Origin of the sequence: Micromonospora sp. RHAY321, assembly GCF_023896955.1 — a bacterium.
Lineage (GTDB): Bacteria > Actinomycetota > Actinomycetes > Mycobacteriales > Micromonosporaceae > Micromonospora.
On the sequence record NZ_JAMHIW010000014.1, the window covers coordinates 38,015 to 50,737 of the forward strand.

The following is a 12,723-nucleotide window of genomic DNA, read 5'->3' on the forward strand; positions in this document are numbered from 1 at the left end:
CTCTCGGCTACACTGCTAGTTTGCGCTGCCTTCCGACTTGACCCCTGCTCGGAAATGTCCGTTTACGGATATTTCTGGTGGGGTCATTGGAGTGCACGCGTACCAGCCGTTCTGCAGCACCGGTCCTCGGAAGGACGCATCTTGGCAGCTTCCCGCCCTGCGAAGACCAGTCGTACGTCGAGCGCATTCGCTCCCCGCCGAGTTTCATTCGGCAGGATCACCGAACACCTCGAGGTCCCCAACCTCCTCGCCATTCAGAACGAGTCCTTCGACTGGCTCGTCGGCAACGAGGCTTGGCAGGGCCGGTCGGCGGACGACCCGCACGCACGCTCGGGTCTCGCGGAGATCCTTGAAGAGATCAGTCCCATTGAGGACTTCTCCGGCACCATGTCGCTCTCCTTCTCGGCGCCGCGCTTCGACGAGGTCAAGGCCTCGATCGAGGAGTGCAAGGAGAAGGACCTGACCTACTGCGCTCCGCTCTTCGTGACCGCGGAGTTCACCAACAACACCACTGGCGAGATCAAGAGCCAGACGGTGTTCATGGGTGACTTCCCGATGATGACGCCCAAGGGCACCTTCGTCATCAACGGCACCGAGCGCGTCGTGGTCAGCCAGCTCGTCCGGTCCCCGGGCGTGTACTTCGACAAGCAGCCGGACAAGACCTCCGACCGCGACCTCTCCAGCGTCAAGGTCATCCCGAGCCGGGGTGCCTGGCTGGAGTTCGACATCGACAAGCGCGACACGGTCGGCGTACGCATCGACCGCAAGCGCCGGCAGGCCGTCACCGTCCTGCTCAAGGCCGTCGGATGGTCGGCCGAGCGGATCCGTGAGCGGTTCGGTTGGTCCGAGCTGATGATGACCACGCTCGAGAAGGACCACATCGCCGGCCAGGACGAGGCCCTGCTCGATATCTACCGCAAGCTCCGCCCTGGCGAGCCGCCGACGCGCGAGAACGCCCAGACCCTGCTCGACAACCTCTTCTTCAACCCGAAGAGGTACGACGTCGCCAAGGTCGGGCGCTACAAGTTCAACAAGAAGCTCGAAGTCGACGTGCCGATCACCACCGGCACGCTGACCGAGGACGACATCGTCGCCACCGTGGAGTACCTCTGCCGGCTGCACGCCGGTGAGGAGGGCTACGAGGCCGACGACATCGACCACTTCGGCAACCGGCGCCTGCGCACCGTGGGCGAGCTGATCCAGAACCAGGTTCGGGTCGGCCTGTCCCGGATGGAGCGGGTCGTCCGCGAGCGGATGACCACGCAGGACGTCGAGGCGATCACCCCGCAGACCCTGATCAACATCCGCCCGGTGGTGGCGGCGATCAAGGAGTTCTTCGGGACGTCGCAGCTGTCCCAGTTCATGGACCAGACCAACCCGCTGGCGGGCCTGACCCACCGGCGCCGGCTGAGCGCGCTCGGCCCGGGTGGTCTGTCCCGGGAGCGGGCCGGCTTCGAGGTCCGCGACGTGCACCCGTCCCACTACGGCCGGATGTGCCCGATCGAGACGCCGGAAGGCCCGAACATCGGCCTCATCGGCGCGCTGTCCACCTTCGCCCGGGTCAACCCGTTCGGCTTCATCGAGACGCCGTACCGGAAGGTCATCGAGGGTCGGGTCACCGACCAGATCGACTACCTGACCGCGGACGAGGAGGACCGGTTCGTCAAGGCTCAGGCCAACGCGCCGCTGCGCGCCGACGGCACCTTCGCCGAGGAGCGGGTCCTGTGTCGTCGTAAGGGCGGCGAGACCGAGGACGTCGTCCCCGGTGCCGTCGACTACATGGACGTGTCGCCGCGGCAGATGACCTCGGTCGCGACCGCCATGATCCCGTTCCTCGAGCACGACGACGCCAACCGGGCACTGATGGGCGCGAACATGCAGCGCCAGGCAGTGCCGCTGGTCAAGGCCGAGGCGCCGCTGGTGGGTACGGGCATGGAGTACCGGGCCGCGGTCGACGCTGGCGACGTGGTGGTCGCCGAGGTCGGCGGTGTGATCGAGGATCTCTGCGCCGACTACGTCACCATCCACCAGGACGACGGCCACCGCCGGACGTACCTGCTGCACAAGTTCCGCCGCTCCAACGCCGGCTCCTGCGTCAACCAGAAGCCGGTCGTCTTCGAGGGCGACCGCGTCGAGGCCGGTCAGGTCATCGCCGACGGTCCCTGCACCGACGAGGGCGAGATGGCGCTCGGGCGCAACCTGCTCGTGGCGTTCATGTGCTGGGAAGGCCACAACTACGAGGACGCGATCATCCTGTCGCAGCGCCTCGTGCAGCAGGACGTGCTCACCTCGATCCACATCGAGGAGCACGAGGTCGACGCCCGGGACACCAAGCTCGGCCCGGAGGAGATCACCCGCGACATCCCGAACGTCAGCGAGGAAATGCTCGCCGACCTCGACGAGCGCGGGATCATCCGGATCGGTGCCGAGGTCGTCCCCGGCGACATCCTGGTCGGCAAGGTCACGCCGAAGGGCGAGACCGAGCTGACCCCGGAGGAGCGGCTGCTTCGCGCGATCTTCGGTGAGAAGGCGCGTGAGGTCCGGGACACCTCGCTGAAGGTGCCGCACGGCGAGACCGGCACGGTCATCGGTGTGCGTACCTTCTCCCGCGAGGACGGCGACGAGCTGCCCCCGGGCGTCAACGAGCTGGTCCGGGTGTACGTCGCCCAGAAGCGGAAGATCCAGGACGGCGACAAGCTCGCCGGCCGGCACGGTAACAAGGGCGTCATCTCCAAGATCCTGCCGATCGAGGACATGCCGTTCCTTGAGGACGGCACGCCCGTCGACATCGTGCTCAACCCGCTGGGTGTGCCGAGCCGGATGAACATCGGCCAGGTGCTGGAGACCCACCTCGGGTGGGTGGCCAAGACCGGTTGGAAGGTCGAGGGCGACGACGCGTCCTGGAAGAAGCAGCTGCGTTCGATCGACGCGCACGAGTCCGAGGGGGACACGAACGTGGCCACCCCGGTCTTCGACGGCGCCCGCGAGGAGGAGATCGCTGGTCTGCTCTCGTCGACCCTGCCCAACCGGGACGGCAACCAGCTGATCGGCGCCAGCGGCAAGGCGCAGCTGTTCGACGGTCGCTCCGGCGAGCCGCTGCCGGACCCGATCGCGGTCGGCTACATCTACATCCTGAAGCTCAACCACCTGGTCGACGACAAGATCCACGCACGGTCGACCGGCCCGTACTCGATGATCACGCAGCAGCCGCTGGGTGGTAAGGCGCAGTTCGGTGGTCAGCGCTTCGGTGAGATGGAGTGCTGGGCGATGCAGGCGTACGGCGCCGCGTACGCCCTGCAGGAGCTGCTCACGATCAAGTCCGACGACGTGCTCGGCCGCGTGAAGGTCTACGAGGCCATCGTCAAGGGCGAGAACATCCCGGAGCCGGGCATCCCGGAGTCGTTCAAGGTGCTGCTCAAGGAGCTGCAGTCGCTGTGCCTCAACGTTGAGGTGCTGTCCAGCGACGGCGTGGCCCTGGAGATGCGCGAGACCGACGACGAGGTGTTCCGGGCCGCCGAGGAGCTGGGCATCGACCTGTCCCGGCGCGAGCCGAGCTCGGTCGAAGAGGTCTGAGGTGAGCGGTCGGGGGCCGGCTTGCCGGCCCCCGACCTCGCCCGAGAATTAGCAGTACAGACGACGACATAGGGGACATAGTGCTCGACGTCAACTTCTTCGACGAGCTGCGCATTGGTCTCGCCACCGCCGACGACATCCGTCAGTGGTCGCACGGCGAGGTCAAGAAGCCTGAGACGATCAACTACCGCACCCTGAAGCCGGAGAAGGACGGGCTCTTCTGCGAGAAGATCTTCGGTCCGCAGCGGGACTGGGAGTGCTACTGCGGTAAGTACAAGCGGGTCCGGTTCAAGGGCATCATCTGCGAGCGCTGCGGCGTCGAGGTGACTCGCTCCAAGGTCCGTCGTGAGCGGATGGGTCACATCGAGCTGGCCGCTCCGGTGACCCACATCTGGTACTTCAAGGGCGTGCCGAGCCGGCTGGGTTACCTGCTGGACCTCGCCCCCAAGGACCTCGAAAAGATCATCTACTTCGCCTCGTACGTCGTGACGAGCGTGGACGCGGAGTCGCGTCACCGTGACCTCTCGACGATCGAGAACGAGATCCTGGCCGAGAAGCGGCAGTCCGAGAACAGCCGCGACTCGGAGATCGAGAAGCGGGCCGCCAAGCTCGAGGCCGACCTGGCCGAGCTGGAGGCCGAGGGTGCCAAGGCGGACGTCCGGCGCAAGGTCAAGGAGGGCGGAGAGCGCGAGATGCGCCAGATCCGCGACCGGGCCCAGCGCGAGATCGACCGCCTGGACGAGGTGCTGGACACCTTCCGCAAGCTGGAGCCGAAGCAGCTGGTCACCGACGAGCTGCTCTACCGCGAGCTGCGCGACCGGTTCGGTGAGTACTTCACCGGTTCCATGGGCGCCGAGGCGATCAAGGCGCTGGTCCAGAACATGGACCTCGACGCCGAGGCCGAGAGCCTGCGGGAGACCATCCGGTCCGGCAAGGGCCAGCGGAAGATCCGGGCGCTCAAGCGGCTCAAGGTCGTGGCGGCGTTCCTGAACACCCGCAACTCGCCGCTCGGCATGGTGCTGGACTGCGTCCCGGTCATCCCGCCGGACCTGCGCCCGATGGTGCAGCTCGACGGTGGCCGCTTCGCGACCTCGGACCTGAACGACCTGTACCGCCGCGTGATCAACCGGAACAACCGCCTCAAGCGACTGATCGACCTCGGCGCGCCCGAGATCATCGTCAACAACGAGAAGCGGATGCTCCAGGAGGCCGTCGACGCGCTGTTCGACAACGGCCGCCGCGGCCGGCCGGTCACCGGTCCGGGTAACCGTCCGCTCAAGTCGCTGTCCGACATGCTCAAGGGCAAGCAGGGCCGGTTCCGGCAGAACCTGCTCGGCAAGCGCGTCGACTACTCCGGCCGTTCGGTCATCGTGGTCGGCCCGAAGCTGAAGCTGCACCAGTGTGGTCTGCCCAAGCAGATGGCGCTGGAGCTGTTCAAGCCCTTCGTGATGAAGCGGCTGGTCGACCTCAACCACGCGCAGAACATCAAGTCCGCCAAGCGGATGGTCGAGCGTCAGCGCCCGGTCGTGTGGGACGTGCTGGAAGAGGTCATCGGCGAGCACCCGGTGCTGCTCAACCGGGCGCCGACCCTGCACCGCCTGGGCATCCAGGCCTTCGAGCCGCAGCTGGTCGAGGGCAAGGCGATCCAGATCCACCCGCTCGTCTGCACGGCGTTCAACGCCGACTTCGACGGTGACCAGATGGCGGTGCACGTGCCGCTGTCCGCCGAGGCCCAGGCCGAGGCGCGGATCCTGATGCTGTCGTCGAACAACATCCTCAAGCCGGCCGACGGCAAGCCGGTCACCATGCCCACCCAGGACATGGTCATCGGCCTCTACCACCTCACCCACTTCACCCCTGGTGAGAAGGGCGAGGGCCGGGCGTTCAGCTCGGACGCCGAGGCGCGGATGGCGTTCGACAACGGCGAGCTGCACCTGCAGGCGCCGGTGCGGATCCGGCTGCGTGGCGTGGTCGGTGTCGACAACGGGGCCGGTGCCGAGCCGTGGACCGCTCCGGAGGGCTGGGTCGAGGGTGACCCGCTGACCGTGGACACGACCCTGGGTCGGGTCCTGTTCAACGAGACGCTGCCGCAGGGCTACCGCTTCGTGAACTACGAGATCCGCAAGGGTCAGCTTTCGGCGATCGTCAACGACCTCGCCGAGCGCTTCCCCAAGGTGGCGTTGGCCGCCACCCTGGACGGGCTCAAGGAGGCCGGTTTCCACTGGGCGACCTGGTCGGGCGTCACCATCGGCATGGAGGACGTCATCGCTCCTCCGCGCAAGGCGGAGATCCTGGCCAAGTACGAGAAGGAAGCCGACCGGATCGACAAGCAGTACCAGCGTGGTCTGATGACCGCCGAGGAGCGTCGCGGCGAGCTCATCGAGATCTGGACCAAGGCGACCAACGAGGTCGCCAAGGAGATGGACACCGCGCTTCCGCAGGAGAACCCACTGTGGAAGATGATCAACTCGGGTGCCCGCGGTAACCTGCTGCAGCTCCGGCAGATCGCGGCGATCCGTGGTCTGGTGGCCAACCCGAAGGGCGAGATCATCCCGCGGCCGATCAAGGCCAGCTACCGGGAGGGTCTGTCCGTGCTGGAGTACTTCATCTCCACGCACGGTGCCCGTAAGGGTCTCGCCGACACCGCGCTGCGGACCGCCGACTCGGGTTACCTGACCCGTCGTCTGGTGGACGTCTCGCAGGACGTGATCATCCGCGAGGAGGACTGCGGCACCGACCGGGCGATCCCGATGCAGATCGGCGAGCGCCTGGAGGGCGGCAAGCTGGTCGTGCACGAGCACGCCGAGACCAGCGTGCACGCCCGTACCCTGGCCGACGACATCAAGGGGCCGGACGGCACCGTGGTCGCCGAGCGGGGTCAGGACATCAACTCCATCGGGGTCGACAAGATCGTCGCCGCCGGCGTGGAGACGGTCCGGGTGCGCAGCGTGCTCACCTGCGAGTCGAAGCTGGGCGTCTGCGGTGCCTGCTACGGGCGTTCGCTGCCGACCGGCAAGACCGTTGACGTCGGCGAGGCGGTCGGCATCATCGCCGCCCAGTCGATCGGTGAGCCGGGTACGCAGCTGACGATGCGTACCTTCCACACCGGTGGTGTCGCGGGTGAGGACATCACCCAGGGTCTGCCGCGTGTCCAGGAAATCTTCGAGGCCCGGGTCCCGAAGGGTAAGGCGCCCATCGCCGACACCCCGGGTCGGATCCGGATCGAGGACGGCGAGCGCTCGCGGAAGATCATCGTGGTTCCGGACGACGGCAGCGAGGAGATCGTCTACGACAAGATCTCCAAGCGGGTCCGGCTGCGGACCCACGACGGCGGTCACGTCGAGGTCGGCGAGAAGCTCACCGAGGGCACCATCGACCCGCACGAGCTGCTGCGGATCCTCGGCCCGCGCGCGGTCCAGGTCCACCTGACCCAGGAGGTCCAGGAGGTCTACCGCTCGCAGGGTGTGCTCATCCACGACAAGCACATCGAGATCATCATCCGCCAGATGCTCAAGCGGGTGACGGTCATCGACTCCGGCTCGACCGAGTTCCTGCCGGGTGTGCTGGTCGACCGGGCGCTGTTCGAGTCGGAGAACCGCCGGCTCGTCTCGGAGGGCGGCGAGCCCGCCGCCGGCCGTCCGGTGCTGATGGGTATCACCAAGGCCTCGCTGGCCACCGACTCCTGGCTCTCGGCGGCCTCCTTCCAGGAGACCACCCGGGTGCTGACCGACGCTGCGATCAACTCGCGCAGCGACTCGTTGGTCGGCCTCAAGGAGAACGTGATCATCGGAAAGCTCATCCCGGCCGGTACCGGTATCAGCAAGTACCGCAACGTCCGGGTGGAGCCGACCGAGGAGGCCAAGGCCAAGGTCTACTCCATGACCGGTTACCCGGAGACCGACTACGGGTTCGGGCCGGCCAGCGGGCAGGCCGTGCCGCTGGACGACTTCGACTTCGGGTCGTACCGCTAAGCACAACCGCACGACGAGGCCCCCGGCACCTGCCGGGGGCCTCGTCGCGTCCGGACCGGCCCACCCGCGGGCCGGGTTCGGCATGATGGAGGCATGACGACCGCACCCGGGCAGGTGTCCGTGGCGCAGCAGGGCCTGCGTCACCCGCTGGATCCCGACCCCGCCCGCGCCACGAAGGCGCGGGCGGTCTTCGCGCTGGGGCTGCTCGGCCTGCTGACCGGCCTGTTCATCGGGGGAGTCGTGCCCGCCACCGTGGCGCTCCAGTTGGCCCGGCAGGCGCGCCGGGAGGCGTACGCCTCGGGGGGTTTCCTGACCGGCGGCGCCTGGCTGCGACGGGGGGAGCGGATGGCCTGGGCCGGTCTGGTGCTGGTCGCGGTCAGCGTGGTGACCGTGGTGGTGATCGGCGTGGTCCGGCTTGCCGGCTCGCCGTTCGGCCACGACTACCCCTCGAACATGGACTGAGTCGCCCGCAGCCGCGCCCGGCGCGGGCGGCGGCGTGCCCGGCGGTAGCCTGGCCGGTGTCCGCCGCGTGGCGGTGACGGCCCTGTCGACAGGAGGACCTCGTGACGGAACCGGCGCGGCCCCCGGACGAACCGGCCGGGCATCCTGGCGCGCCGGACCCGGCCCCGGGGGCGTCCGAGCCGAGCGGCTGGGCACGGCCCGACCCGAGCGCGCAGCCCGCGGCCCTTCCCGACCCGAGTGAGCAGCAGGCTTCCTCACCCCAGTGGGGTGCCCCGGCCCCGGCCACGCCCGGCTGGGGCACGCCACCGCCCTCCGCGCCGCAGCCTGGTTGGGGCACACCGCAAACTCCGGCACCGCAGTCCGGCTGGGGCGCGCCGCCACCTTCCGCGCCGCAGTCCGGTTGGGGCGGCGCCACCCCGTCCGGTCCCGGCCAGCCGTACCCGGTCTCCGGGACGCCCACGTCGTCGCCGCACGGCTGGGGCCAGCCGTCATCCGGCCCGGCGGGTGGGTACGGCGTACCGGCGGGCTGGGGACAGCCGCCGGTGGGTCACGCCCCCGCCTGGGGCCCGGCGCCGGTGCCGCCGCCCACCGACGATCAGCGGCGGCCGCCGAAGCGGGTGGATCAGGTGCCTGGCACGCCGTTCGGCGTGGTGTACCTGGACGTGCCACCGGTGACCTCCGGGCTGGCGGTCGGGGCGCTGGTGGCCGGGATCGCGTCGATCCTGGTCGCGCTGTTGGTGATCTGCTTCGGCGTGGCCTTCGCGACCAACGGCGGGGCCTGGGCGTCCGGGGCGTTCGCCGTGCTCGGCGTCCTGGCCGGGGTTGCGGCGATCGTCGCCGGCCTGCTCGCCCGGCGGCAGATCCGCCGGCCGGCCCCACCACCCGCGGTCCTCTTCACCGGCCGGGGCCTGGCGGTGGCGGGGATCAGCTGCGGTGCGGCGGGAGCGCTGCTCAGCCTGCTGGGCCTGGGCCTCGCGCTGCTGATCTCCCTGGCGTGAGGCTGGTCACCTGTCGTGTCCGGCCGGGCGGGGTCGACGCAGGTGGCGAGGCGGCCCCGGTCGCCCTGCATGGGGGCGACGGGTGGTCCGGCGGGGAAGCCGGTACACTTGTGTTCGTAGGTGCCCATCGCGGGCGACGGGGCAGGACGAGATCCGGCTGGCGAGTGTGAGACTTCGCCAGGCCATTCCGTTTTGACCTGGGCGGCTGTGGTAGGTACTCTTTCCCCTTGTGCCCGGGCATGCCCGGGCAACTCGTGCGTGCGCTGGATCCGGAGTCCGGACGGCGACACGACAAGCCAGAGATCCGGGGCGGGGCGACCCGCGTGCCGGTGACAGAACCCGGTACGCCTGCGAAAGCGTCCGCACCGGGACCGTGAGCTGGGCGACACGCCCGACCGCGGGTGCCGGGACCTCCGCAAGGTGGCCCTGGTCGGAATGTAGGAGAGCCGGTCATCAGGCCGGCTAACGAGCAGACGGCGCGGCCGCAGGACTGCGGCCGAAGGGAGCGGAGAAACCCGGTGCCCACGATCCAGCAGCTGGTCCGAAAGGGCCGCCAGGCGAAGACGAGCAAGACCAAGACCCCGGCGCTGAAGGGTTCCCCTCAGCGGCGCGGCGTGTGCACCCGCGTGTACACCACCACCCCCAAGAAGCCGAACTCGGCGCTGCGCAAGGTCGCTCGTGTGAAGCTCAGCAGCCAGATCGAGGTGACGGCCTACATCCCGGGCGTCGGTCACAACCTGCAGGAGCACTCGATCGTGCTCGTTCGCGGCGGCCGGGTGAAGGACCTCCCCGGCGTGCGTTACAAGATCGTCCGCGGCTCGCTGGACACCCAGGGTGTCCGCAACCGCAAGCAGGCGCGCAGCCGTTACGGCGCGAAGAAGGAGAAGAGCTGACATGCCGCGTAAGGGACCCGCTCCGCGGCGGCCACTGGTCGCTGACCCGGTGTACAACTCGCCGCTGGTCACCCAGCTGGTGAACAAGATCCTGCTGCGCGGCAAGCGTCAGCTCGCCGAGACCATCGTGTACGCGGCCCTCGAGGGCTGCCGCGAGAAGTCCGGCACCGACCCGGTCGTCACCCTCAAGCGGGCGATGGACAACGTCAAGCCGACCCTCGAGGTGCGCAGCCGTCGTGTCGGTGGCGCCACCTACCAGGTTCCGGTCGAGGTTCGCCCCACCCGGGCGACCACGCTGGGCCTGCGTTGGCTGGTCACCTACTCCCGCGCCCGGCGTGAGAAGACCATGGTCGAGCGGCTGATGAACGAGCTGCTGGACGCGAGCAACGGCCTCGGTGCCGCCGTCAAGCGGCGCGAGGACACGCACAAGATGGCCGAGTCCAACAAGGCCTTCGCGCACTACCGCTGGTAACACCCTGGTTCCGGCGCCCTCCGGGGCGCCGGAACCGCAACCAGTTGAGTCGAGACGACGATAAGTAGGGATTGAAGTGGCCGCCGCAGACGCGCTCGCCAACGTACGCAACATCGGCATCATGGCGCACATCGATGCCGGTAAGACCACGACCACCGAGCGGATCCTGTTCTACACCGGCATCACGTACAAGATCGGTGAGGTCCACGAGGGCGCTGCCGTCATGGACTGGATGGAGCAGGAGCAGGAGCGTGGCATCACCATCACCTCCGCTGCTACCAAGTGTGAGTGGAAGGGCCACACGATCCAGATCATCGACACGCCCGGCCACGTCGACTTCACGGTCGAGGTCGAGCGGTCGCTGCGGGTGCTGGACGGTGCGGTCGCGGTCTACGACGGTGTCGCCGGCGTGGAGCCGCAGACGGAGAACGTCTGGCGGCAGGCCGACAAGTACAACGTCCCGCGGATGTGCTTCGTCAACAAGCTCGACCGGACCGGCGCCGACTTCTTCCGCTGCGTGCAGATGATGATCGACCGGCTCAACGCCACCCCGCTGGTGCTCCAGATCCCGATCGGGCTCGAGGGTGACCACATCGGCGTCGTCGACCTGATCGGCATGCGCGCTCTCACCTGGCGTGGGGAGACCCAGAAGGGTGAGGACTACGCGATCGAGGAGATCCCGGCCGACCTGGCCGACTCCGCGGCCGAGTGGCGCGAGAAGCTGATGGAGACCCTGGCCGACGTCGACGACGCGGTGATGGAGAAGTACCTGGAAGGCGAGGAGGTCTCCCCCGAGGAGATCAAGGCCGCCATCCGGCGTGCCACCATCGCCGGCAAGGCCAACCCGGTGCTGTGCGGCTCGGCGTTCAAGAACAAGGGCGTCCAGCCGATGCTCGACGCCGTGGTCGACTTCCTGCCGTCGCCGCTGGACGTTCCGGCGATCGAGGGTACGGCCACCGACGGCGAGACCCCGCTGCTGCGCAAGCCGTCCAAGTCGGAGCCCTTCTCCGGCCTGGCCTTCAAGATCCAGACCGACAAGCACCTTGGCAAGCTCACCTACGTCCGGGTCTACTCCGGCGTGGTCGAGACCGGCACCCAGGTGGTCAACTCCACCAAGGACCGCAAGGAGCGCATCGGCAAGATCTACCAGATGCACGCCAACAAGCGGGAAGAGCGCAGCTCGGCCCAGGCTGGCGACATCATCGCGGTGCAGGGTCTCAAGCAGACCACCACCGGTGACACGCTGTCCGACCCGGCGAACCCGGTCATCCTGGAGTCGATGACCTTCCCGGAGCCGGTCATCGAGGTCGCCATCGAGCCGAAGACCAAGGCCGACCAGGAGAAGCTCAGCACCGCCATCCAGCGGCTGGCCGAGGAGGACCCGACCTTCCGCGTCAAGCTGGACGAGGAGACCGGTCAGACGGTCATCTCCGGCATGGGCGAGCTGCACCTGGACATCCTGGTCGACCGGATGCGCCGCGAGTTCAACGTCGAGGCCAACATCGGTAAGCCGCAGGTGGCGTACCGCGAGACCATCCGCCGCAAGGTGGACAAGGTCGAGTACACCCACAAGAAGCAGACCGGTGGTTCCGGCCAGTACGCGCGGGTCATCGTGAGCGTCGAGCCGCTGCCGCTGGACAACGACTCGCCGACCTACGAGTTCGCGAACGCCGTCAGCGGTGGCCGCATCCCCCGGGAGTTCATCCCGTCGGTGGACGCGGGTGCGCAGGACGCCATGCAGTACGGCATCCTCGCCGGCTTCCCGCTGGTCGGTGTGAAGCTGACCCTGCTGGACGGTCAGTACCACGAGGTCGACTCGTCGGAAATGGCATTCAAGATCGCCGGCTCGATGGTGATGAAGGACGCGGCCCGCAAGGCCGACCCGGCGTTGCTCGAGCCGATGATGGCCGTTGAGGTCACCACTCCTGAGGAGAACATGGGTGACGTCATCGGCGACCTCAACTCCCGCCGCGGCCTGATCCAGGCGATGGAGGAGCGCAGTGGCGCCCGCATCGTCAAGGCTCTGGTGCCGTTGTCGGAGATGTTCGGCTACGTCGGCGACCTGCGGTCGAAGACCCAGGGCCGGGCTAGCTACAGCATGCAGTTCGACTCCTACGCCGAGGTTCCGCAGAGCGTCGCGAAGGAGATCATCGCCAAGGCAACGGGCGAGTAACGTCCCTGAGCAGGTGATTCGTGGTTGGTCGCGGGCAGGTTCGCCCGCCCGCGGCCACCACGATCGGGTTGCGTGAGACCGGGCCTGTAGGCTTCATCGCCGCAGAACCCACAAAAGCTCTCCGGCCGTTCGGCCGGAAAGGCTGTCGACAGAGTCCTAAGCGCCGACCGGCGCGCCGGGC

At 68.3% G+C, this 12,723-nt stretch carries 7 protein-coding genes; all 7 read left to right on the top strand.

All coding sequences use genetic code 11. From position 1 onward, the window contains the following. Positions 1–141: 141 nt before the first annotated feature. Entirely contained in the window at positions 142–3,573 is a 3,432-nt protein-coding gene (locus tag M8C17_RS24140) for a DNA-directed RNA polymerase subunit beta (protein ID WP_252418863.1), read from the top strand. A gap of 80 nt (positions 3,574–3,653) precedes the next feature. Next, positions 3,654–7,544: a DNA-directed RNA polymerase subunit beta' gene (locus M8C17_RS24145; RefSeq protein WP_252418864.1), complete on the top strand. Its 3,891-nt coding sequence runs from the start codon at positions 3,654–3,656 to the stop codon at positions 7,542–7,544. Between the two features lie 93 nt (positions 7,545–7,637). Next, positions 7,638–8,006, top strand: a complete 369-nt coding sequence (locus M8C17_RS24150) for a hypothetical protein (RefSeq protein WP_252418865.1) — start codon at positions 7,638–7,640, stop codon at positions 8,004–8,006. Between the two features lie 617 nt (positions 8,007–8,623). Then, the gene (locus tag M8C17_RS24155) at positions 8,624–9,004 is read left to right on the top strand and encodes a phage holin family protein (RefSeq protein ID WP_252418951.1); all 381 of its coding nucleotides are present in this window, start codon (positions 8,624–8,626) and stop codon (positions 9,002–9,004) included. A gap of 518 nt (positions 9,005–9,522) precedes the next feature. Next, on the top strand, positions 9,523–9,897 hold the full coding sequence (gene rpsL / locus M8C17_RS24160) for a 30S ribosomal protein S12 (RefSeq protein WP_014440718.1): 375 nt from the start codon (positions 9,523–9,525) through the stop codon (positions 9,895–9,897). Position 9,898: 1 nt separating this feature from the next. Beyond that, positions 9,899–10,369, top strand: coding sequence for a 30S ribosomal protein S7 (gene rpsG / locus M8C17_RS24165; RefSeq protein WP_030489583.1), 471 nt, complete (start codon positions 9,899–9,901; stop codon positions 10,367–10,369). A gap of 76 nt (positions 10,370–10,445) precedes the next feature. Next, complete coding sequence (gene fusA / locus M8C17_RS24170; RefSeq protein WP_308209584.1) at positions 10,446–12,542, top strand: elongation factor G; 2,097 nt, start codon at positions 10,446–10,448, stop codon at positions 12,540–12,542. The last annotated feature ends 181 nt before the right edge of the window (positions 12,543–12,723 follow it).